Source organism: Methylomonas sp. AM2-LC, from assembly GCF_039904985.1.
GTDB lineage: Bacteria > Pseudomonadota > Gammaproteobacteria > Methylococcales > Methylomonadaceae > Methylomonas.
In genome coordinates this window covers 1,332,253-1,356,764 of record NZ_CP157005.1, presented here as the reverse complement: position 1 = coordinate 1,356,764, position 24,512 = coordinate 1,332,253, and the positions used below count along the sequence as shown (strand labels likewise).

18 protein-coding genes are annotated in these 24,512 nt (G+C 41.3%); 8 read left to right on the top strand and 10 right to left on the bottom strand.

Features of this window, described 5'->3' with window-relative positions:
* Nucleotides 1-77 precede the first annotated feature (77 nt).
* The 4 genes from ABH008_RS06085 to ABH008_RS06070 all read left to right on the top strand — a co-directional run bounded on the left by ABH008_RS06085 (nucleotide 78) and on the right by ABH008_RS06070 (nucleotide 3,154).
* A complete protein-coding gene (locus ABH008_RS06085) occupies nucleotides 78-710 on the top strand; it encodes a TetR/AcrR family transcriptional regulator (RefSeq protein WP_347988965.1) in 633 nt (210 codons plus the stop codon).
* Between the two features lie 71 nt (nucleotides 711-781).
* The gene (locus tag ABH008_RS06080) at nucleotides 782-1,519 is read left to right on the top strand and encodes a hypothetical protein (RefSeq protein WP_347988964.1); all 738 of its coding nucleotides are present in this window, start codon (nucleotides 782-784) and stop codon (nucleotides 1,517-1,519) included.
* A gap of 364 nt (nucleotides 1,520-1,883) precedes the next feature.
* Nucleotides 1,884-2,879 carry a hopanoid-associated sugar epimerase gene (gene hpnA / locus ABH008_RS06075; RefSeq protein ID WP_347988963.1) on the top strand — a complete coding sequence of 332 codons (996 nt, stop codon included), beginning with the start codon at nucleotides 1,884-1,886 and terminating at the stop codon, nucleotides 2,877-2,879.
* Between the two features lie 119 nt (nucleotides 2,880-2,998).
* The gene (locus tag ABH008_RS06070; RefSeq protein ID WP_347988962.1) at nucleotides 2,999-3,154 is read left to right on the top strand and encodes a hypothetical protein; all 156 of its coding nucleotides are present in this window, start codon (nucleotides 2,999-3,001) and stop codon (nucleotides 3,152-3,154) included.
* A gap of 34 nt (nucleotides 3,155-3,188) precedes the next feature.
* Here the strand turns inward: ABH008_RS06070 and ABH008_RS06065 are convergent, their stop codons facing one another.
* The 10 genes from ABH008_RS06065 to pgaB form a co-directional block, all read right to left on the bottom strand.
* Nucleotides 3,189-6,446, bottom strand: coding sequence for an EAL domain-containing protein (locus tag ABH008_RS06065; protein WP_347988961.1), 3,258 nt, complete (start codon nucleotides 6,444-6,446; stop codon nucleotides 3,189-3,191).
* 690 nt (nucleotides 6,447-7,136) lie between these two features.
* Nucleotides 7,137-8,204: an OmpA family protein gene (locus ABH008_RS06060; protein ID WP_347988960.1), complete on the bottom strand. Its 1,068-nt coding sequence runs from the start codon at nucleotides 8,202-8,204 to the stop codon at nucleotides 7,137-7,139.
* Nucleotides 8,205-8,478: 274 nt separating this feature from the next.
* On the bottom strand, nucleotides 8,479-9,606 hold the full coding sequence (locus ABH008_RS06055; protein ID WP_347988959.1) for a sodium ion-translocating decarboxylase subunit beta: 1,128 nt from the start codon (nucleotides 9,604-9,606) through the stop codon (nucleotides 8,479-8,481).
* Nucleotides 9,607-9,653: 47 nt separating this feature from the next.
* Nucleotides 9,654-11,459, bottom strand: a complete 1,806-nt coding sequence (oadA, locus tag ABH008_RS06050; protein WP_347988958.1) for a sodium-extruding oxaloacetate decarboxylase subunit alpha — start codon at nucleotides 11,457-11,459, stop codon at nucleotides 9,654-9,656.
* Between the two features lie 146 nt (nucleotides 11,460-11,605).
* Complete coding sequence (locus ABH008_RS06045) at nucleotides 11,606-11,839, bottom strand: OadG family transporter subunit (RefSeq protein WP_347988957.1); 234 nt, start codon at nucleotides 11,837-11,839, stop codon at nucleotides 11,606-11,608.
* A gap of 265 nt (nucleotides 11,840-12,104) precedes the next feature.
* Nucleotides 12,105-12,572 carry a peroxiredoxin gene (locus ABH008_RS06040; protein ID WP_347988956.1) on the bottom strand — a complete coding sequence of 156 codons (468 nt, stop codon included), beginning with the start codon at nucleotides 12,570-12,572 and terminating at the stop codon, nucleotides 12,105-12,107.
* A gap of 4 nt (nucleotides 12,573-12,576) precedes the next feature.
* On the bottom strand, nucleotides 12,577-13,101 hold the full coding sequence (locus ABH008_RS06035; protein ID WP_347988955.1) for an ACT domain-containing protein: 525 nt from the start codon (nucleotides 13,099-13,101) through the stop codon (nucleotides 12,577-12,579).
* Nucleotides 13,102-13,160: 59 nt separating this feature from the next.
* On the bottom strand, nucleotides 13,161-13,613 hold the full coding sequence (gene pgaD, locus ABH008_RS06030; RefSeq protein WP_347988954.1) for a poly-beta-1,6-N-acetyl-D-glucosamine biosynthesis protein PgaD: 453 nt from the start codon (nucleotides 13,611-13,613) through the stop codon (nucleotides 13,161-13,163).
* Nucleotides 13,610-14,959, bottom strand: a complete 1,350-nt coding sequence (pgaC, locus tag ABH008_RS06025) for a poly-beta-1,6-N-acetyl-D-glucosamine synthase (RefSeq protein ID WP_347988953.1) — start codon at nucleotides 14,957-14,959, stop codon at nucleotides 13,610-13,612. The genes pgaD and pgaC overlap by 4 nt, the downstream gene beginning before the upstream one ends.
* Nucleotides 14,960-14,970: 11 nt before the next feature.
* Complete coding sequence (gene pgaB, locus ABH008_RS06020) at nucleotides 14,971-16,884, bottom strand: poly-beta-1,6-N-acetyl-D-glucosamine N-deacetylase PgaB (protein ID WP_347988952.1); 1,914 nt, start codon at nucleotides 16,882-16,884, stop codon at nucleotides 14,971-14,973.
* A 273-nt stretch (nucleotides 16,885-17,157) separates the two neighbouring features.
* Here pgaB and mutS point away from each other — a divergent pair, with 273 nt between their 5' ends.
* The 4 genes from mutS (at nucleotide 17,158) to edd (ending at nucleotide 24,489) form a co-directional block, all read left to right on the top strand.
* Complete coding sequence (mutS, locus tag ABH008_RS06015; RefSeq protein WP_347988951.1) at nucleotides 17,158-19,731, top strand: DNA mismatch repair protein MutS; 2,574 nt, start codon at nucleotides 17,158-17,160, stop codon at nucleotides 19,729-19,731.
* A gap of 275 nt (nucleotides 19,732-20,006) precedes the next feature.
* The gene (gene zwf / locus ABH008_RS06010) at nucleotides 20,007-21,473 is read left to right on the top strand and encodes a glucose-6-phosphate dehydrogenase (RefSeq protein ID WP_347988950.1); all 1,467 of its coding nucleotides are present in this window, start codon (nucleotides 20,007-20,009) and stop codon (nucleotides 21,471-21,473) included.
* Between the two features lie 30 nt (nucleotides 21,474-21,503).
* On the top strand, nucleotides 21,504-22,214 hold the full coding sequence (gene pgl, locus ABH008_RS06005) for a 6-phosphogluconolactonase (protein ID WP_347988949.1): 711 nt from the start codon (nucleotides 21,504-21,506) through the stop codon (nucleotides 22,212-22,214).
* Between the two features lie 454 nt (nucleotides 22,215-22,668).
* Entirely contained in the window at nucleotides 22,669-24,489 is a 1,821-nt protein-coding gene (gene edd, locus ABH008_RS06000; protein WP_347988948.1) for a phosphogluconate dehydratase, read from the top strand.
* Nucleotides 24,490-24,512 lie beyond the last annotated feature (23 nt).

Here is a 24,512-nt window from a genome sequence, read left to right as displayed (position 1 = left end):
AAAATGGTAATATATATTACCATTAAGTCTAGTGTATCATCTTCTGATAAGTCAACTTATTTTATGAGCAACAAAGCATGATTAGATGTGGACGCCCCTGCAAGGGTGATGAGCAATTAAGCCGGGATCGACTACTCGACTCTGCCAAACAATTATTCTTGGAATATGGATACGGCAATCTCAGCATGGAAGTCATGGCCAAAGAGGCCCGTGTCTCGCTACGTACCATATACAATCAATTTGACGGCAAGGCAGGTATTTTCGGCGCACTGATAAAACGTTGCAGTGACCAGTTTATTGATAGCTTGCCTTGCGATGGATCTCCGGAAGAAGCATTAACTTCATTTGCCAGAGTATTTCTGTTTCGCATGACCCGCCCAGATGCATTTAGAATTCGGGCTATTTTGATTGGCGAATCTGCGCGTTTTCCAGATTTAGCTTTTCAATACTATGAACACGGTCCTCGTCGTACCCTAGCCTATCTAACAGAATTTTTTAGAAACCAGCAATTAGCCGGATTTATTACGCAAATACCTCCTGAGTTTTTGTCTGATCAGTTTCTAAGCACCTTACGGGGTGAACGTTTCCACCGTTTACAACTGGGTTTGGAACCAGCCCCCGATGAATCCGAAACTGATGTTTGGGCAAAAGAAGCCACTACCCTGTTTCTACGTGGTTGTTTGGTAACGACACATCAGAGTGAATCGTAGAAAAATGCGATTGACACTTGCAACCAAAACACGACTGATTAGTTACACTAAAAATTAAAAGGTATTTATTTATGTCTAAACGTTATAACCGTTTTAGCGACATTTCTACCAGTGAAAAAATTTTAAACACGGTTTTTCTGCTAACTATTGGCTTGGCTTATCTCGTAGCTTTGATTAATATGTATTACACTCATCAAGCACGAGACGGAAAACCCGGTATTTCGATTGAGGATATTGTCATTTTGTATCATGGTTCTAATCAGCAAACTCGATTGGGATCAGCTATCAATGGCATCATGGAACCAAATCTACGTTTCAAAAGCGATAAAGAAGTCATTCTAAAATGGATACAAAATGGCGCAGAAGAATTTACATACAAAACTGATATAGCGCCAATTCTTAATCGTGATTGCGTGCAATGTCATAATCCAGCCAGTAATCCTAACCTACCAGATCTTACAAATTACATTGGAGTATCGACAGTAGCTCACGCTGGAGCGGCATCACTACCTTCACTCATCAAAGTTTCACATATTCATTTATTCGGTATTGCTTTTATTCTGTATTTCATTGGAAAGATTTTTCTACTTTGTGATATGAATATTTATGTTAAACGCATAGCGGTGGTTATTCCTTTTATTGCTATGTTACTTGATGTATTATCATGGTTTATAACACGCTGGTTTTCTGGCTTTGCTTACGTAGTGGTACTCAGTGGCACATTGATGGGCTTATCCATGGCAATACAAATTTTACTGAGTATTTATCAAATGTGGTTTTATAAAAAAACGTCTAACCTAACGTTGTAATTTGATTTGATTAAGCTTTGGAAATACATTTATTGTTAATAGAAAGGGCTTGCGACCATTAAATATCTATATCTATAGTCTATATCGCTAATTCTACTGAAAACTTATTACTAATTGTTAGTTAACGTAACCCTTAGCTATCAAAATAAACTATAATTAGAGGATAAACTGACTAATGGCAATACTGCTTATTTTATGTTCGGTTTTTTTTTTACTCAATTACCGCTAACGCTATAAGACAAGGTTTTCTCCCTAATTATTGCTGGAAGCCGCTCTTTTAAATTACATCGCCCATTTGCCCAAGGATCGGGCTTAAAGGACGGTAATCTTTTCACCATCCTTTTTTCTGCGCAATGATCTACGTATGTCCAATATTACTTTTCTTACCGGCTCAACTGGCTTTATTGGCGCAGCTGTAGCACGCCTATTAATTGCCAAAGGCCATAACCTGCGTGTATTAACTCGCGCCAACAATGATCGTAGAAACATAAAAGGACTAGATGTCGAAATCATAGAAGGTGATTTGGCTAAACCTGAATCTTATAGTCACGCATTGCAAGATTGTAACTACCTATTCCATGTCGCAGCCGACTACAGGATATGGGTACCAGACGCAAACGCCATGCATCGAGTAAATGTTGAAGGTTCTCGCGCTTTAATGCTGGCGGCTCTGGATGCCGGCGTTGAACGTATAGTTTATACCAGCTCGGTTGCAACCTTAGGTCTGCATAAAAACGGTACCCCCGCCACTGAAAATACTGTCTCTACCGTTTCGGACATGGTTGGCATCTATAAACAATCGAAATTTCTAGCTGAAGCAGAAGTTCGTAAACTTATTACAGATGAGAAATTACCGGCCATCATTGTTAACCCTTCATCCCCGATTGGACCACGCGACATTAAACCTACACCTACTGGGCGCATTATTGTTGATTCAATCAAAGGTCGCATACCGGCTTATGTAGACACCGGTTTAAATATTGTGCACGTTGACGATGTTGCTAATGGACACTGGTTAGCGTTCGAACGTGGACAGATTGGCCAACGCTATATTTTGGGCGGGGAAAATTTATCACTTTGCGATATTTTAGGGATTATTGCGGAAATTGAAAACCGTCCAGCACCTAGAATTAAATTACCCTGCAAAGCTATACTCCCACTCGCATTTGGAATGGAACTTGCCGCACGTTTAACGGGTCGTGAGCCCATGATTAGCCGTGATGCACTGAGTATGGCAAAAAACAAAATGTTTTTTAACTCAACAAAAGCTGAGCTGGAACTAGGTTATTCAGCGCGCCCTGCGCGCGAAGCCATACATGACGCCATCAACTGGTTTCGCGCTGAAGGTTATTGCGAATAACAACTAGTTCCACAGCTAATTGCGGTTCAATATGACTACTTTTAAATTAAGTTAGGCTTGAATACAACGGCATCCCATTAAATTAATTGGCTATTTGCATTCTAGGGTTGGAAATCAAAATGACTCATGTTTTCATGATTGCGCTGTTTTGTGCAAAACATGGTCGGATTGTTGCTGGGCGTAATAGCTTGTTATGTGCAAAAATTGGTTGGATAATCAATGCTTGTTATCGGCCAATTGCTGCTGATCGCGACTGGCCGCTTTATGGCTATTAATATGGCGGAACATAATGGAATAAATGAAAGCTATTTATTCTCTTTTCAACCCCCCAGCAATGAATATAGATATTTTCTTATCCTCTGTAGTGGTATGTGTTGTAAACCATTCAAAGAGAAAATCAACTAAGGCAAAATAGTCTGCTCGCTGTTGATTTACATCGTAAGCAATATCTGAGAGCCTAGATAGTAACCGTCTATGTAAAACTCGATGTGATTCAAGCTCCGGATAGTCAATTTCTTCCATGATATTTTCTTCGCTGACAAAATGAAATCTGGCATATTCCGTCAATACATGAAGCAAGCGTTTGATGCGCTGATGATCACAACGGCCATATGCCTCTTTGTTCACTTCAATAATCAAGCCTAAAAATATCCGGTGCTCGAAATCTATGCGTTCATGGCCAATTTCAAATTTACTATTCCATAATATTTCCCTATATTTTATTTCAGAGTTTGTAGCTTTATTAATTACGTTTTTCGTATTGCCTGAATACGCTTCACACCAAGATACAACCTCTTCAGCTGGCATAGGCCGGGCTATCCAAAAACCCTGACCTATATCGCACCCCATATCACGGAGTATTTCAAAATGTTTTAGTGTTTCCACTCCTTCTGCAACAGTAATGCGATTAAAGGAATGGCCCAATGAGATTACACCTTTGACGATTGCATGATCATCCTTATTAATGAGCATATCGCGAACAAAGCTTAGATCAATCTTTAAAGTTTCTGCTGGCAGCCGACGAAGATAGGATAAAGATGAATAACCAGTTCCGAAGTCATCCAGTCCAAAACTGACACCAAACTCAGCACATTCTTCAATAATTCTGGCAGCTGTCGGGATATCCGCCAGCGCAGCAGTTTCCAAAATTTCAATTTGTAGCAGTTCAGCCGGAACATCCGGATATTGAGTCAATATTTGCTGTAGTTTCACTACAAAAAGCGGCGATAACAAATGGTTAGCTGAAACATTGATGCCGACTTGAAGAGTCAGTTCTTCTTTAATCCAATGCTCTAGTTGCTTAAGGGCGGTTTTGATGACCCATTCACCACAAAAATTTTCTAATGGGGAATTTTCAATAATTGACATAAACTGATCCGGCGATAGCACACCGTGCTCTGGATGCCGCCAGCGGATTAATGCTTCCATACCAAGCACTTTGTAGCTGCACAGTTCAATTTTAGGTTGATAAAACAGTTCAAATTCGTTGTTTTGAAATCCCTGTTCAATACGCAGCAACTGTTCATATTGAATTTTAGTCTGGATTTCTTTACTGGGGTCAAAAATTGAATACCGGTTTTTCCCTAATTGTTTTGCCAGATACATGGCTTGGTCCGCATGCCTAAGCAAGGTATCAGAATCTTGATCGTCGTTTGGAAAAAGCGTCGCGCCAATGCTGGCCGTGACTGTATAGGCTTGTCCGCCATCATGCGAAATCGGTTGGGCGATAACATTTAGCAATCGGTCTAAGCTCCGGTTGCATTCATATGCATCATCAAGCCCGAGAAGCAAAATCACAAACTCATCACCGCCGAGACGAGCGACTGTGTCACCCCCACGAAGGGCATGCCCTATTCTTTTGGCAATTTCAACTAATACCTTATCACCAGCCTCATGGCCAAAAGTATCGTTAATCGGCTTAAAACCGTCTAAATCTAAATAGCAAACTGCAAGCAGGTTTTGTTCACGCCGTGTCTGCGCCTGTGATTGATGCATACGATCGATCAGCAGTATCCGATTTGGAATCCCGGTGAGCTCATCGTAATGCGCGATATGCTCCAGTTGTTTTTCATGTTGTTTCTGCAAGGTGATATCCGAAGATATACCTACATAGTGGGTGACGATACCTTTATCATTCTTGATGGCGGAAATTGTGATCAATTCAGGATATACTACGCCATCCTTACGGCGGTTCCAGAGTTCTCCGCTCCAGTGACCCGAGTTATTGATGGTTTGCCACATAGAGGCATAAAAGGCCTCATCCTGATGGCCCGATTTTAAAAACCCGGGATTTTTCCCGAGAACTTCGGTTCGCGTATAGCCTGTGATTTGCGTGAAAGCCTGATTAACATCAACCAAAGCCCTATTAGCATCTGTGATAATAATACTTTCCAGGGTCGTTTCAAATAACTGAGAGGTAAGGCGCAATTTTTCTTCGGCTCGTTTACGCTCGGTAACATCTCTAAAAATCCCCATAACATGCGGCTTACCATCCACTTCCAGTAAGGAAGCACTGTCGTCCATCAAGATTCTACTGCCATCCTTTCGTTTGAACGGCAATTCCAGGATTAATCCGGCATTTCCTTGTTTGAGGTTTTCAAGTTCAGTTTTTATCCGTGGAAGATCATCGACATGATGTAATTCCGGGATAGTCAGTTTGCTAAATTCTTCCTCACTGTACCCCAGCATTTGGCTGCATGCCGGGTTAAATAAAGAGAAACGCAAGGTTTCTAGGTTAGCTACCGCAATGCCGTCAATGCTGTGATCTACTATCGTTTTCAACATGAGTTCGGATTTTTTTAGCTGCTGTTCTATGCTTTTACGCTCAATGGAAAACTCTTGAAAATAGACATAACCGAGTATAAAAATCCCGGCAAGATAGTTTAACCGTGCGATAGGCGTAAACACATATTCATACACTTCATCCAAAGCCATATCAGGAATTTTCAGAAAGTCGCTCACTATGAATAAGAACAATGCCAGAGTCACCATGTTGCGTGTTTTCAGTCGCGATCGGCTGAAGATATAAAGGGTGGCTATGAGTAGCCAAAACGAACCATTACTATGAAAAAGCCAATCGCACCAGACTTTTCCAAACTTGGAAGTGGGGTTGGCCTGGATAAAATCGGCCCACCACCAAAAGCTTGCCAAATACACCAGCAGATTAGACACAATGCCCAATTGTAAATAACGATGTGCAATGTTAGCTTGGTCGACGAAAAAGCGCATGTAACCACAAGCGATAAAAATCATCGCATTGTCGTAGAGAAAGTGTTCTAAAGGGGGGAAAATCGTATGTAGTTTGACTGGGTCAACCCAACCCAAAGCATGAATCATTGCCATCAACAGCATGAATAGCTCTCGGCTTAGGCCGAAACCAAAACCCCACTGCAGCATATATTCGCGAGACTGCTTGTTTTCACGGTAATTCTTACGCGATATTGTGAACAAGACTATGTAAAAAATGCCGGCAATTCCGTAGTTGACGACGATATTATCTATCCCGCCCCGTCCCCCAGTAAATTGGGTGAGGATATCCAAGAGAATTTTTATGTGGTCTGGTGCCATCAGTAACTTTAGTTAGGGAAAGGCTAATCCGGCTAAGTTGAGGTATCTGAACAATTAAATCGTTACCTAATGTTTAGTCGGCTATTTAAGTTTTAAGCTTCAAAAAACTAAGCTGGCGGCTGATCAATGAATTTATATGCTGTATATTATCATCAAAGCGTTTTTTGAAAATAATCTCGTTTACTGAGCTTCGCGAATGGCGGGTTTAGGGAAACTAAAAACTAAAGCCGACCAGCAGCTTTGGGTCCAGGCTGTGTAAAAACACTAAAATAAAATTAAAAAATTAAAACTTATTCCACATTACTGGAAATTTCATGCGTTTTTGTTACAACTTTTCCCACTCAGCTATAAAATATAGCAAATAAATCTATCGATTTTTCCACCGCTTCTTGGATTTTTACGTTTTTACACTGCATGGGTCGTAACAAGACGATCAAACCCCCATCCAAACAAGCTATAAATATCCGAAAGTCAAATTCCAACCATTTGATCAAGTTCAATGATAAAACCTATCATTCATCATTCCAACCTCATTTTGCAAATAGCCAATTAATTTTACAAGTATCACTTTTCTTGCAGATATAAAAAAACCGCTTTTCAGCGGTTTTTTTATTGACCCTACTTTCCAGAGCTTGAGTCCAGAAAGTAGAGTCTATTACCAAAAGTATTTCCCCTAACGGAGATACTTTATCAGTTTTCAATCCAAATCAATTCAACACGACGATTTTCTGAACGACCTTCTTCGGTTCTATTATCAGCAATCGGTTTATTTTTACCAAAGCCTTTAACAAACAGTCTATTGGTAACACCTTTGCTTTTCAGATAATCGGCTACAGATTTAGCACGTCTTTCAGACAATTTCTGATTATGCGCTACACCACCTTCGCTACTGGTGTGCCCTTGCACATCAATATCATTTTTCAAAGGATAATTATTCAGGCTGTGAGCAACTTCATCCAGAATAGCTTTAGCAGGGACTGTTAACTCAGCAGAATCAACTTTAAAATTTGAGCCTTTCAAAATCAGTTTGATTGGACAGCCATTCACATCAACTTTACTGTTTTTTGGTGTGTCAGAACATTTATCCAGACAGTTATTGACACCGTCACCATCACTATCTAATGTTGAGCAATCAGCAACTGGAGTTGAGCGAGCTGAAGTAACCACGGGAGCAGGCGCATCAACTTTGATTGGTGCAGACACTGGTTTTGGGCCAAAAGGAATTACAAATCCAACGTTAACAACCATATCGTTAAATTCATTAGTACCGGATTGTACGTTAGCATTCAGATTATTATTATATCTGTAGCGAACATCACTACGGAACAATAAATTATCCATCAGCTCGTAGGTAAAACCCACACCAGCTTCGCCAATAAAACCACCACCACATTTGCCAGACAAACAGGTATTCATCGCACCCGCACCTAATACTGTGTAGGGTGAAAATTTATCGCGGAAGAAAAAGTATTGTACATCCGCTGTACCACCAGACATACTCCAAGCACCATTCTGACCGTTGAAACCCTGATAAAAACCTTCCAGTTCCACGTTAAAATGACGATCAATAATTTTTCCAAAGCCCATACCGCCACCCCAGCCATCATCTGCATTCCTATCTCCACCAGTGTGGACATAAGTGCCAAATGGGGCTATATACCAACGATTATCATCGATTGAGGTACCAGCCGCGTGTGCTGTTGGCAGCATTAAACTACTTAATAATAAAGCAATCGGAAGTAATTTGTTTTTTAGCATACTACACCTTCAGTTAAATAAAATTCGAAACTTAATAAATCCAAGGTTTGTTCAATCGAAGTTTTGCAGATCTAAAGACAAAAATACTGTTTGTCGACCAATAAGCATCCGCACATTCCACATGAATTCTTTGGTTTGTAAGATAACTATACCGCAAAATAACATTTAGGGATAGTTTTTTGTTGTTTTATCACCACGCATGTCACTAAAAAAATACATATTATGGATTAATGCAGACAAACATCTCAGGAGATTGACTTTACCCTACGTTTTTCTAATGTACCAGACTCAGCAGAACCCCTGCGGCTACAGCTGAACCGATAACCCCGGCAACATTAGGTCCCATAGCATGCATTAACAAAAAGTTATGTGGATTGCTTTCCAACCCTAATTTATTGGCTACTCTAGCTGCCATAGGTACGGCAGAAACACCTGCAGCACCAATCAATGGATTAATAGGCGTACTACTAAAACGATTCATCATCTTTGCCATAATAACGCCGCTGGCTGTACCAATAGCAAAAGCAATGGCACCAAGCCCCAATATACCCAAAGTTTCCAACTTTAAAAAGGCTTCAGCACTTAGTTTAGATCCTACTGACAAACCTAAAAAAATGGTGACAATATTAATCAATTCGTTTTGAGCTGTTTTACTAAGCCTATCTACAACACCACAAGCATTCATTAAATTACCCAAACAAAACATGCCAATCAAAGGTGCGGCAGAAGGCAATAATAATGCTGTCAGTAGAATGAGCACTAATGGAAACACTATTTTTTCTGAATTACTGACAACTCTTAATTGTTGCATTTCTATGCCGCGTTCTTGCTCAGTAGTCAACGCCCGCATAATAGGTGGCTGGATTAATGGCACTAAAGCCATATAGGAATATGCCGCTACTGCAATGGCACCCAATAGTTCCGGTGCCAGCTTTGAAGCCACATAAATCGCAGTAGGACCATCAGCACCACCAATAATTGCAATTGCTGCAGCTTGTTTAAAACTATAGTCCATACCGGGTACAGCATTCAGAGCCAGAGCACCAAACAATGTGGCAAATATACCAAATTGAGCTGCTGCACCGAGTAACAGCGTTTTAGGGTTGGCTATCATAGGTCCAAAGTCAGTCATGGCCCCTACCCCCATAAAAATCAGCAACGGAAACACTCCGGCCTTGATACCACCGTATAGATAATAGAGAATCCCACCTTCATCGATCATGCCAGCGACAGGAATATTACTAAGCACTGCCCCAAACCCAATAGGCAACAGCAACAAAGGCTCAAAGCCTTTTTTAATAGCCAAATAGAGCAGAAGAAAACCCACTGCCATCATAATAGCTTGTGGGCCAGTAAAATTATATAGCCCAGTACTTTCCCATAAAAGTTTTAGATTTTCCATGTAGTATCTTTAAAGTGTTGAAAACTAACTGCGGGTTTATTGCACATTTACAAGGTAACCAGTACAGTCCCGACAGTTACGGAATCTCCCTGACGGACATTTACCGCACTGACAATACCCGCTACCTTGGCACGAATTTCAGTTTCCATTTTCATCGCTTCCATGACCAAAACCACTTCACCTTCAGCAATATGCGATCCAACATTAACATTGACCTTAAGAATTACCCCAGCCAATGGTGAAATCACCACCCCACTACCACTCACAATAGGAGGCGTTACCAGCAAATCTGGACCCGTTGGAGCAGCAGGTGATAATTGAATCGAAAAATTGGTTCCAGCCGGACCCACAGCAACATGATAATTTCTTCCATCCACATTAACCGAATATTCTTCAGTTACATTTTTTACAGTAGTGGTAGACACAGACATTGGTAATTCGCTAACAACGACTTCTGAACCTGGTGCAGGCTCAAAAGCGGACGGATTGCCCCGATTTTGTATAAACTTCCATCCAACTTGTGCAAACATGCCATCTATCAAGGCATCTTCCTCAACATTTTGGGATAGTTTAAGACCTTCTGCAGCCGCTTTACGTTTAACTTCCGCAAGAATTCTATCCATTTCCGGCTCAAGTAAATCGGCTGGACGACAGATAATTGGCTCTGCACCGTTAAGCACTCGCAGTTGTAACTCCTGATTGACTGCTGCAGGAGTAGCACCGTATTCGCCTTTTAAAACACCCGCAGTTTCTTTACTAATGGTTTTGTAGCGCTCACCGGCCAACACATTTAAAACAGCCTGAGTACCGACTATCTGCGAGGTAGGAGTTACTAATGGGATATATCCCAAATCTTTACGTACTTTAGGGATTTCTAGCAACACTTCGTCAAATTTATCTGCAGCCCCCTGCTCTCTTAATTGACTTTCCATATTGGTGAGCATGCCACCAGGAACTTGTGAAACCAAAATTCGTGCATCTACACCTTTCAAACTACCTTCAAATTGCGCATACTTTTTTCGCACTTCACGAAAATAGGCGGCAATTTTTTCCAGCCTGATTAAATCCAAACCCGTGTCATTCGCTTGCCCCTGAAAACTGGCAACAATGGCCTCGGTGGGGCTGTGACCGTAAGTCATACTGAGTGATGAAATAGCTGTATCTGCATTATCCAATCCTGCCTCTACTGCTTTTATATAAGTACCGACACTTAAACCAGTGGTTGCATGGCATTGCATATGAATAGGAATGGCGACAGCCTTCTTCAATTTACTGACCAGTTCAAAAGCGTCGTAAGGGGTTAACAAACCAGCCATATCTTTGATACAAATGGAGTGAGCTCCCATATCTTCAATAATGCGACCTAATTCCACCCATTTAGCAATGGTATGAACAGGACTGGTGGTATAGGAAATTGTACCTTGCGCATGGGCATCAGTTCGTAATACAGCTTTTATAGCACGCTCAATATTACGCATGTCATTCATGGCATCAAAGATGCGAAAGACATCAACACCATTGATAAAACAACGTTCTACAAATTTATCGACCACATCGTCAGCATAATGCCGATAACCCAATATATTTTGCCCCCTAAATAGCATTTGTTGCGGGGTATTAGGCATGGCTTTTTTCAATAAACGCAGACGTTCCCAAGGATCTTCGCCCAGATAGCGCACACAAGCATCAAAAGTTGCTCCGCCCCAAGACTCTATTGACCAGTAGCCAACTTGGTCCAGTTGTTCACATATTGGCAACATGTCCTCAATACGCAAACGGGTTGCCAATATTGATTGATGCGCATCACGCAATACGACTTCTGTAATACCTAAAGGTTTTTTTACCTTTGCCACGCTTATTTCTCCTAAATGACGTTTTGGGTCGAATTATTTTTTACCTTGTGGGTAAAGGCAATTTCTGCATAAACATTCTCCGCAACGTGTTTTTGCTAGAATGATTGCTTAGTAATTGCCGAAATTACTAATCACTAGAAAAATGGTTAATTTTTTGGGTATTTTTTTCGGTATTGTTGCAAAGCGGCGGCAATAGCTGCAACGACACCCGCATCATCAATTGCTTGACGGGCGGGATGCTGAGTAGGCATGTCCGGAAAAAAACGCTGTATGAAAGTAGACATGCTACTAATCACAAAAACCAACATTGCCAAAAAAGCAAACACGATGCCCATACCAATTAACATTAGCTCAATGCCCGCCGTCAACAAATCATTCATGATGACCTAACCGTAAATCAAAATTAATTGCATTATCACTAAAACGCCAGAATATAACAATCCTCACAACGATTTACCCTGATATTTAACTTTCAGCTAAAAACGCTTTTAACTTAAACAAAGCTGAACACTCAAAAAATAAGCTGATAAATATACACAAATATTTAAATATCTCGGAACCAAGCAGTTGCTATCAGTACACAACATTGAGCATCACTTTGCCACAAAAAGCGGTTCCCAAAAAACAGCTAAGGTAATTACCTCATTAAATGGATTGCAAAAACTCAAGCACCTCAGCAACATGATTTTTGACCTGAACTTTACGCCATTCCTTAATTAGCACACCAGATTCATTAATCAAAAAGGTACTGCGCTCGATACCTCGCACCTGTTTGCCATACATATTTTTCATCTTGATAACAGCAAATAATTCACAGAGTTTTTCCTCTGTATCTGACAGTAAATCGAAAGGAAATTCCTGCTTGGCTTTAAATCCTTCATGCGACTTCAGACTGTCTCTGGATACTCCCAGTATCTCGGCGTTTAATTCCTTAAATTGCACATAATTGTCGCGAAAACCAATACTTTCTTGTGTGCAGCCGGGCGTATTATCTTTGGGATAAAAAAACAAAATTAGCTTTTTACCTTTGAAGTCGGAAAGCTGTATCGATTTATTACCTGTTGCCAAAGCTTGAAAATCTTCAACAACTTGATCAATTAATAGAATATTCATAATACTAACGTTTAATAGGTTCGAGTATGGCATCAATATTCAGGCTATCACAAAAGTCCAGAAATTCCTCACGCAAGGATAAGACTCTCACGTTATCTGGCACCAGTAACACAAATTTACTGGAAAACACCATGTTATTAAAAAAAGCAGCCTGATGTCGATTGGCATTGATTTCCTCAATCACAATACCGCGTTCAACCAAAAAAGAAGTAATAGCAAATAGCAAATCTTTTTTATCCATAGAAATGGTTTCGAGCGTATAAGGTACGCCCAAATGCAGACCATTAACCTCTTCAGGCCGCAGGAAACTTATCTGCATAAGTAATCTTTTTGCAATAGCATCCAAAATACCTTCTAATTTGGCAATTTGATTCCAGTTACCATCCATAAGCATGTATAGGCCTGTAACCTGCGTCAAACTAGATGTACGTAGCTCTAAAACATTACATTGGCAAATACTGACTGCAGATAATGTTTCAACAATAAAATCGTTGGCATTGTTACCTAAAACCGTAATAGCAAGTTGCATGGGGAAAAGTCCGTAAGTTATGCATGGAGTGTAACAGCAATGCTGCCAAAAACCATCCTCTAATTTTTACCAGTATCATCACAATTAATTGCAGTGATGATGGCATTATCGTCGAAATACACGGTTAACAATTTACCTGCTTTAGCTTCTTGCAGCAGCTCATTTTCCACTTTAAAGGCAACACATAATTGTGCATCAGTCACTGGAACTGTCAATTTGAGCTCTGGGTCTGAACGTAACCATGAAAGAAACAACGTCCAGACTATCCATAACAAGGCTATAACGACTATAATTTCGCCATATAGCTCCAACATTTCTAACAGAGTCTTATAACCGCCAAACCATCGAATCTCGTCAGATAGATTCTTCACACCCAGCAACCAGCCGCCTAATGTAAATAAAGGCAATAAAAAATATAGCCACAATCCCCAACTCAATACTGACAAAAACCATGACCCACATTTCTGTTGCAAACTTTGTAAATGTGGTTGATTAATAATGATATCTTTCATTTTTTTCTGAGCCCCCGATCCAAAGTCACCCAGACAGCGCGCTGACCCCGTTTTTTACGTAAAGCTTTTATACAACCATTGACAGTCGTGCCAACATTAATCATCCAATAAACAATGGGATACCAGATCATCCAGTAATAATGTTTAGCCGAACCGCCACTTTGCCGCTCATAGTGTGAGTCAATACTCAAACTGACTGCAAATTGAATTAGACAGGTAACACAGAGCAACATACTGGTCCAGCGTGGCGACAAGTCTTCTAATGCATCTTGAGGCTGATCCAAAGCCATCCATTGCACGGGTGTAGCCAGCAATATAGCTAAAACCAAAAACGCCCAGCATAGACTGACACAGCATTCGAGATATAAAAGCCACATTCCCCGAGAACGCCAACACCATAAGGCACGAAAATAGCGCAACATAACTTCAACACCGCCTTGCGCCCAGCGACTACGCTGTTTCCATAAGCCATTTAAGGTTTCTGGCATCAATACCCAACATAAAGCATTCGGTTCAAAACGAATATTCCAACCGGCTAATTGTAACTTCCAGCTAATATCTATATCTTCAGTTACCATATCCGGACTCCAGTAACCGACCTCATGTAATGCGGTTTTACGAAATCCTGCTATCACTCCTGAGATAGTAAATACATGCCCATATGCGCGTTGCGCACGCTTTATCATGCCAACAATGGCTGAAAATTCGCCCACCTGGATTTTGCCCAACAGGGTAGATCGATTACGTATTCTCGGATTTCCGGTGACTGCACCCACCTGCGGATTATCAATAAAATGTCTGACGATCCAAGCAGTAGCATTCGGAGCCAATAGTGCATCGCCATCAATACCAATTAAAATTTCACTTTTAGCTAATAAAGCAGCGGTACGTAATCCCACTGCTTTACCCTGATTACTGGCTAAATTGACAACTCGAATCAACGGATGTTTAGCAGCCAGTTCATGCAGAATTTCTAGCGTATTATCCTTGCTGCCATCATTAATAGCGATTATTTCATAATTTGGATATTGCTGATGCAAAAGGTATTCGATAGTTTCACGAACGTTTTCACCTTCGTTATAACAAGGGATTAATATCGAAACAGGTGGATATTCTGTCAAAACAGGTAAGTCTGCCAGTACATTTTGACGCTTACGCTCCCAGCGAAGATAATAAATAATACCGCCCAACATCCAGACATAAGCCATCAACAAGGGATAGTAAAAAATAAATCGTGACAACAACTCGTTGGCTGCTTCCCAAGGCAATTCTTCAAAACGCTCTTGAAATATCAACCACCAATCAATTAATTGTTGAAACCACGGTTGCGCGATAAGTTTGTCCATTGCCTACTTTATTAATCTTTTTTAGTCACTGGAAAGAAATTTTTCATCTCTTCCAGTTTGGGCTGATCGTGATAAACATTATCTGGGTAATAACCAATATGCTTAACGCCTAACTTTTTCAATAACTGAAATTGCTCTACAAACACAGGCATTGGAATATCTTGCTGTTTTACCCAGTCGACTGCCTGTAATTCGAATAACATCTTATCCAAACCATTAGGATAGGCAGCGGTTTTTTCGACTAACTCAGTTAACCATTTCTTAGGATCATCGGCCTTTTCCATGAAAGGCATGGCTTCCACCGCTACAAAATCGTAATGTTTAAGAAAGGCTGGAAAAGATTGCGCATACCACTCTTCACTATACGGCTTTAACAAAGGTAAGGCATAAAAGTTACGTGCGGTTTTGATATAGGGACGATAATAACGCACTTTATCTGCCAAATAATCAGTAAACTGCCCTATTAGCTCCGTTTTTTGCTGCGCCCAGCGCAAACGCAAATCACTGCTCGCGTGAATTTTGTCAAAGTCTGCTGGCAAATCCCAAACATTATGAGTAAATTCCATCGCTAATGGCGATACATCTTCATAATCGGACAAAATACCATCATCATGGAAAAGTATACCGTTAAAATCACAGTGTTTTGCCAAATCTTCATAGATATCCGCTATATACTGACGTGCCTCGGGATTAAAGGGTGATAAACGTGTATACACATGTCTAGCCAATTGCGGCTCACCATCGCGCCATTCCTTAACATACCATTTTAATGGCACATCTGCTTTATAAGCCATAATAGGCATCCACGCATAAACTTTTACCGCAGCACGGCTTCTCAATTGCAGGGATACATGATTAAACATGTCTCTCCTAACAGGCAGATGCCGATTGGGGAAATATAACTGATCGGCGTTACCATCGCCATCCGGATCAGAATATGCCTGTAAAAAAACAGTATTTGCGCCACTTGCCTTAATTCGCTCAACCAATGCTGACAAATTTCGCTCGGTCTGATCTTCGTCTTCATCATAGATATAGTCCATATCTACATGAGCTACCCGTAATTCCAATCCAGAACGTTGATGCTTAACTATAACCGCAAATTTGTCTGCATTCGGATCATCAGCGATCATCATGCGTTTCATGACACTGATATCAGACAAGTTATTAACCCCATCATTCAAACCCATAGTTAAACGCATACCGGCAAGTTTGGCCGCCTCAAGTGCAATAGCATTGTATTCACCATAAGGCCAAACCATCACCCGTGGACGCTTACCAATTAGCTGAAACAAACGTTCCGAACTTTTGTCCAATTCCTGAAAAATACGTTTGCGATAGCTTTCATCGTTTTCGTATTCATCGTATTCAGCACTATATAAACGTGAAGTAACAGCGCTTTCTTCATTACCTTGTGGGTTTGCAGGAATACTATGGTGCAAATCATGACTATGGGAAGCAATTTCAACCAGACCACTATTCATAACTTCCCTCAACTGAGGGATCGTCATCAATGGTTTCGGCGTGGATACATTTTGTTGTTCCAACCAAGTGCCGACCACCGCCACTGTTGCGGGATATTTGTACTTTTTCAATAAGGGCATGACACGCGTGTAAAAACTTTGATAGCCATCATCAAAACTTAAAATCACCGCTTTACTGGGCAACCCCTTTTGTCCGACTTGTGCATCGAGTAAATCCTGAATACTAATTACGTGATAATTATTGCTTTTTAGCCAAGCGAACTGTTGATCAAGGTTCGTTTTGTTAACAGCAAGACGATCAAAAGGCGGAGTTTTTTCTTCTACTTCTAAAATATCATGATAATTTAAGACTATAAAACTTGAATTAGCGACATCCGCCAACGCTAGCGGAGTACAAGTAAAGCTAAAAATGGCAAAAACTAATCGGGCAAAAATGCGCATATGGATTTATTAAATCGAGAAAAAACGGGAAACTGCTGGTTATCAGTTTGTTAAGAAGACCAGAATTGAGCTTGTGATTTTAACCGAAACACTGTTTTTTAGCGGGTTTTATTTGCCAGCCATGTCTCAATTCATTTTTTTAATTAACAACAAACCCTATTAATTTTAGCAACAATCCAGAATCATGCGAATTCTTGCATTTTCATAATGACCACTGGCTTTTATTTCACCTAAGAACGGACGATCAGCGTAGATTTAGTTAAAATAAAAACTATGACAGAACATAATACAACGCAACTTACCCCCATGATGCAGCAATACACTCGCATCAAAGCACAGCACCCAGAAACACTGCTTTTTTACCGCATGGGTGATTTTTACGAACTTTTTTTCGACGATGCCAAAAAAGCAGCGTATTTGCTCGACATTACGTTGACAGCCAGAGGCCAGTCAGCGGGTCAGCCTATTCCAATGGCAGGCATACCCTATCATGCTGCCGAAAACTATATTGCTCGCCTACTCAAACAAGGCGAATCCATTGCTATTTGCGAACAAATCGGCGATCCAGCAACCACTAAGGGACCCGTGGAGCGTAAAGTAATGCGTATAGTTACACCGGGCACGGTAACTGACGAAGCATTACTTGAAGATCGCAAGGATAATCTACTGGTAGCGTTGGCTACTCTCGAGAAATACTATGGCATTGCTAGTCTTGATCTAGGTAGCGGCAAGTTTATTCTTCAACAATTTACTGACGAAACCCAATTATTGAGCGAAATCGAACGTCTCAACCCCGCAGAACTACTTTATGATGAAAATTATAAATTGCCGATTGCCCTTAAAGAGCGTCGAGGTTTGTGTAAACGTCCTCCCTGGCATTTTGACCTTGATAGTTGCCGACAATTACTCCTAAAACAATTTAATTGTCACGATCTTAAAGGCTATGGTTGTGAACAGTTACCCGCGGCCATTTGTGCAGCAGGTAGTTTACTGCAATTTATTCGAGACACCCAGCAATGTAGCCTGCCACATATTCAAGGCATTCGAGTTGAATATATTGAGGATGGCATTTGTCTTGACGCTGCCAGTCGCCGTAATCTGGAGCTGGATACACATCCCAGTGGACAAATGCAATTTACTCTATTGGGTGTACTGGATAAAACAGTCACCGCAATGGGTAGTCGTTGTTTACGGCGCTGGTTACATAGACCTCTGCGCGATCATAATGTCATCAACGGCCGCTATGCCTGTATTGACAGCCTTACGCATAAACACTTGTATTTGACGGTACAGGAAAGCCTGCGCCAAATAGGTGACATAGAACGCATCAGCTCACGGATTGCTTTAAAATCTGCCCGCCCTCGTGACCTGTTAGTGTTGCGACATACGCTGGCTACTTTGCCACAATTACAATCACTACTTACCAATAGTGATAATGCCCACCTGGAAAACTTGCGGGAACAACTGCGAGAACAACCCGAATTATTGATGCTCCTGCAACGCGCTATTATTGACAACCCACCAGTCTTGATACGTGACGGAGGAGTCATCGCGCCCGGCTACCATCCTGAGCTTGATGATCTTCGCAATCTGAGTCAAAATGCTGATCAGTTTTTAATTGATATGGAGCAACGGGAACGCCAATCTAGCGGTATTACCAATCTTAAAATCAATTACAATCGGATACATGGTTATTATATTGAAATTTCCAACTCTCAAGCCGACAAAGTACCCGCGCATTACACACGCAAACAAACGCTAAAAGGCGCAGAACGGTATATCACCCCAGAATTAAAAAGTTTTGAAGATAAAGTACTAAGCGCCCGAGAAAAATCACTGTCCTTTGAAAAAGCTCTATATGAGGACTTACTAACCCGCTTATCCGCTTCTCTTCATGACTTACAACTTTGCGCCTCTGCTTTGGCCGAGCTGGATGTTTTAGTCAATTTTTCTGAACGTGCCGATACCCTTAATTTAAACCCGCCGCATCTCAGCCAGGAACCAGGACTAAATATTGTGGCCGGTCGACATTTGGTAGTAGAACAATTATCCAGTATACCTTTCGTGGCCAACGATCTAAGTTTTTGCGACGAAAAGCGCATGCTGATCATTACCGGCCCCAATATGGGAGGCAAATCAACGTATATGCGCCAAGCAGCACTAATCGTTATCCTTGCGCATATTGGCTGTTATGTTCCTGCTCAATCAATGCACTGTGGCCCCATTGATAAAATCTTTACCCGCATTGGTGCCTCAGACGATTTAGCCAGTGGCCGCTCGACCTTTATGGTGGAAATGTCAGAAACTGCCAACATTCTGCACAATGCCACCCGTAATAGCCTAATACTGATGGACGAAATTGGTCGCGGCACTAGTACCTTTGACGGCTTATCTTTGGCTTGGGCGTGTGCTGATTACCTGGCTCATCACACTATGGCGTTTACCTTGTTTGCTACGCATTATTTCGAACTGACCACACTGGCAGAAGAACAAAGCACCATTCGCAATATTCATTTGGACGCCATGGAACACGGTGACAAAATCGTTTTTCTACATGCAATTAAAGACGGGCCTGCCAATCAAAGTTATGGCCTGCAGGTTGCTGCTCTGGCAGGTGTTCCACAAGTGGTTATCGCAAAAGCAAAAAACAAATTACAACAATTGGAAAATCTGGCTTATGTTGATCAGAGCAATCAACGTGAGATCAACCAGCTAGACTTGTTTTCTAGCCAGGAATGCCACCCGGCAGTTTACTTTTTGGATGACATCGATCCTGACAATTTTAGTCCTAAGCAGGCTTTAGAAGTTTTATACAAACTAAAATTATTAGTAAAAAAAGCAAAGTAGTTAAGAGTACATGGAAAAAACTATAATTAAAACTAAGACAGCAGACTGACACATGAACTATAAAGAGCCTACTGGATTAAATTTTACTGACGTTATTGCCCTAAAATTTACCAAAATCCGTTTTTTTTAACATAACAATCCTTTCTTAGCTTGTTCCCAGGCCCTGTGGAACATTATAATGGAGTGCCTTACAATCATATTCTGAACTTTTGCCGATCAAATCACTCTTCATTTTTCTATTATCGCTGATCAGTCATCACTAAATAGCTTAAACCATGACAAACACAACATTTAAACCCTGCGATCTGGTCATATACGGCGCTCTAGGTGATTTATCAAAACGTAAACTATTGGTTTGCTTATATCGCCTGGAAAAACATAATCTTCTGGAACCTGATACCCGTATTGTAGGTGTAGACAGGCTGGACGAAAGTAACGAAAGTTTTATTGGAATTGCCCATACAAGCCTACTGGCTTTCTTAAACCATGAGATAGACGAGACTATTTGGCAAAAATTTTCACAACGCCTATCTTATTTAAAAATAGATCTTACACAGCCAGAACAGTATAAACAACTGGCCGGAGTGTTGGACCCTGAGCAACGCATTATGGTCAACTATCTTGCTGTGGCACCGTTTTTGTTTAAAAACATTTGCCATGGTCTACAAAGTAGTGGAGTTGTCAATGCAGACACACGCTTGATCATGGAAAAACCTATTGGTCATGACTTGCCTTCCTCCAAAGAAATTAACGATGTGGTTGCCGAAGTTTTTCACGAGGATCAAGTTTACCGCATTGACCATTATCTTGGGAAAGAGACTGTACTCAATTTATTAGCTCTGCGCTTCGCCAATTCCATTTTCACGACCAACTGGAACCATAATACTATCGATCATATTCAAATTACTGTGGGCGAAGACATAGGAATTGAAGGTCGCTGGGAGTATTTTGATAAAACAGGCCAGTTGCGTGACATGTTACAAAACCATCTGTTACAAATCCTAACTTTTGTAGCAATGGAGCCACCGGCGGATTTATCGGCTGAAAGCATCCATAGTGAAAAAATCAAAGTACTTAAAGCACTACGACCAATTACCGAACGAAATGTCGAAGAGAAAACCGTGCGAGGTCAATATAGCAGCGGTTATATTAACGGCAAGGCAGTACCAGGCTATCTTGAAGAAACGGGAGCCAATACCAGTAGCACCACTGAAACATTTGTTGCCATTCGTGCTGATATAGACAACTGGCGCTGGGCTGGCGTGCCATTTTATATGCGCACTGGCAAACGCACCCCCAACAAGCGTACGGAAATCGTCGTAAACTTCAAACAATTGCCGCACAATATATTTAAGGACAGCTTTCGAAGCCTACCTGCCAATAAACTGGTTATCCACTTACAACCCAATGAAGGCGTGGAAATCATGATGTTAAATAAGGTACCGGGTATTGATGGCAATATTAAGTTACAACATACCAAACTAGATTTAAGTTTTTCTGAAACTTTCAAAAATAGCCGTATTTTTGGTGGTTATGAAAAATTAATTCTAGAAGCGTTACGTGGCAATACCACTTTATTTTTAAGTCGCGAAGAAATTGAACAAGCCTGGATTTGGATAGATTCTATCCAATCAGCATGGTCAAAAAACCGCATCACGCCTAAAGCTTATCCAGCTGGTAGCTGGGGACCCTTAGCTTCTGTTGCTCTTCTAGCTCGCGATGGTCGCGGCTGGGAAGAATAAATTCTGCTTAGATTTTTGAGAAATACTGTTATGGTTAGAGAATTTCACTTTGAGCATCGTACTCATTTGTTTACGGCGCTAACAGCCGAATGTCACGATATTTTGTCCGAATCGCTTAGCAAAAACGGCTCAGCGACATTATTCGTGTCTGGCGGCAGCACACCAGTTCCCCTTTATGAATCTTTGTCTAAAGCTGAATTGGCCTGGAAAAAAATTAAAGTAGCTTTAGTGGACGAACGCTGGGTCGATCAGCAAAACCCAGCTAGCAATGAAGCGTTAATCAAACGCAGCTTGCTAATCAATAACGCCAAGGCAGCCACATTTTTTGGCATGAAAACCACCGATGATCGAGCAAATAAAGGACAGAGCCAAACAGAAAGTCGTTACCGAACTCTACCGCAACCCTTTACTGTAGCGATCGTAGGCATGGGTATAGACGGTCACACTGCTTCATTATTTCCTGGCGCTAAAGGTCTAAATACAGCACTAAAAATGGAATCTGAGCAGATTACTGCCGCTATAGTTGCCAAACAAAGCGCTGTTACTGGTGCGAATACAGAACGACTGACTTTAACTTTGTCAGCCTTATTAAAATGTGAACGCCTGATTATTCTTTTGACTGGAGAAGACAAACTGGCTGTGTTTGAGCAGGCCATGAAACCAGGTCCAATTGAGGAATTACCTATACGAGGCTTACTACATCAGGAAAAGGTACCTGTAGAACTGTATTGGGCACCCTAAGCATAAAGTAAAAACTAGATTACATCTCTTCCTCTGCACTAGCCTCTGTGCTGTTGATGCCGACACATCTGGCAGAGGATAGAGTGATTAGTTAAATAACAACTACTCACTATCCTTTAAATTATATTTCTTAACAATACTCAACTAACTAAGCAATTTATGGCAGATAAAGCTTAGCCAGCCTGAATATTTTCGCATTCTGTTACATTCTGACAATATACTTAAAAGTAGCCAAACTTCAACAGTAATAATGTATAGTAGACTTGCTATTTTTAGAACTGCATAAAATTGGTTTTGGTTTAGGAGTTCGTGCTTTTATACCTATATATCCACAACCTGAAAACATTTTCACCTCTTCACAAGTGGGTTAAACGCGCATAATTCTTTACTCTTGATTCAAAAAATAATTAAATTGGCGCACAAATTATTTCCCTCTACATAGCTCAGGAGCCTTATGCATCCAGTATTAGAAAATGTGACTACTACCATAAAGGAACGTAGCCACACCACACGCACCGCTTATTTAGCAAGAGTAGCTGACAGTATTGACAAAGGCCCGTACCGTGCCAAACTGGCATGTGGCAATCTGGCCCACGGCTTTGCAGCCTGCGGCACTGGCGAGAAACAAGATCTTGCGCAAGGTCAAAAACCTAATGTTGCAATAATCTCCGCCTACAATGATATGTTATCCGCACACGAGCCTTACAAAGATTATCCGGCAATTATTAAACAAGCCATCCACGATGCCGGAGGTGTTGCTCAATTTGCTGGTGGCGTACCAGCCATGTGCGATGGTGTAACCCAAGGTCAACCTGGAATGGAATTATCGCTGTTTAGTCGCGATGTAATTGCTCTCTCCACTGCCGTCAGCCTTAGCCACAATATGTTTGATGCCGCTTTATACTTAGGTGTTTGCGATAAAATCGTACCGGGTTTATTGATAGGCGCACTCAGCTTTGGTCATCTACCAGCGGTTTTTGTGCCTGCCGGCCCAATGCCAAGCGGCTTGCCGAATAAGGAGAAAGTGCGTATTCGACAACTCTACGCGGAAGGAAAAGTTGGACGCAAAGAACTGTTAGAATCTGAATCACAATCCTATCACAGCCCAGGTACTTGTACGTTCTACGGCACGGCTAACAGCAATCAAATGATGGTCGAGATTATGGGCTTGCACCTACCGGGCAGCTCTTTCATCAACCCTAATACTCCACTAAGAGACGAGTTAACCAAAGCAGCTGCTCAACAAGCATTGAAATTCACTGCACTTGGCAATGATTTTCGACCTATAGCCCATGCCATTGACGAAAAAGCCATCATCAATGCCATCATTGGCTTACTAGCTACAGGCGGCTCTACCAATCACACTATACATTTAATAGCTATTGCCCGTGCTGCGGGCATCTTAATTAACTGGGACGATTTCGATAAGTTGTCAAAAATCATCCCATTGCTAACCAAAATTTATCCAAATGGCTCTGCTGACATTAATCATTTTCAAGCGGCGGGTGGCATGGGTGTATTGATAGCAGAGCTATTGCGTAATGGCTTGTTACACGAAGACATTTTAACTATAGGCAACCATTCGGGCATGACACAATATTGCCAGGAACCCTATCTAAGCGACGGCCAACTACTCTGGCGTGATTGCCCAGATAAAGCACTGGACAACACCGTCATTAGCTCAGTCTCGCAACCGTTTGCAGCCGGTGGTGGTTTACATGTTATTCATGGTAATTTAGGTCGTGGCGTATCAAAAATATCAGCTGTTGCCGAACAACACCAAGTAGTAACGGCACCTGCCGTTGTATTCGATGATCAGGATGATGTAGTTGCGGCCTTTAAACGTGGTGAACTGGAAAAAGATTGTATTGTGGTACTGCGCTTTCAAGGGCCAAAAGCGAATGGCATGCCAGAACTGCATAAATTGACCCCCCCTCTTGGTGTGTTGCAAGACAGAGGCTTTAAAGTAGCTCTCATTACAGACGGCAGAATGTCGGGGGCCTCTGGAAAAGTGCCTTCCGCAATTCATATGTGTCCAGAATGCATAGATGGTGGCCCGTTGACCAAGGTACAGAATGGCGATGTAATTTCCCTCAACACTCAAACAGGCGAAGTCAATGTCTTAATTGATCAAACTGAGTTTGATGCACGAGTTCCCATATTAAACTCTGCAAAAAATCATCATTTTGGTATGGGGCGTGAACTATTTGGTGCTTTTCGCGCCAATGCTTCGTCAGCCGAAACCGGAGCAACCAATTTGTTTTTTGTTGATTAATTATAACTATAAAGAGAATTTAA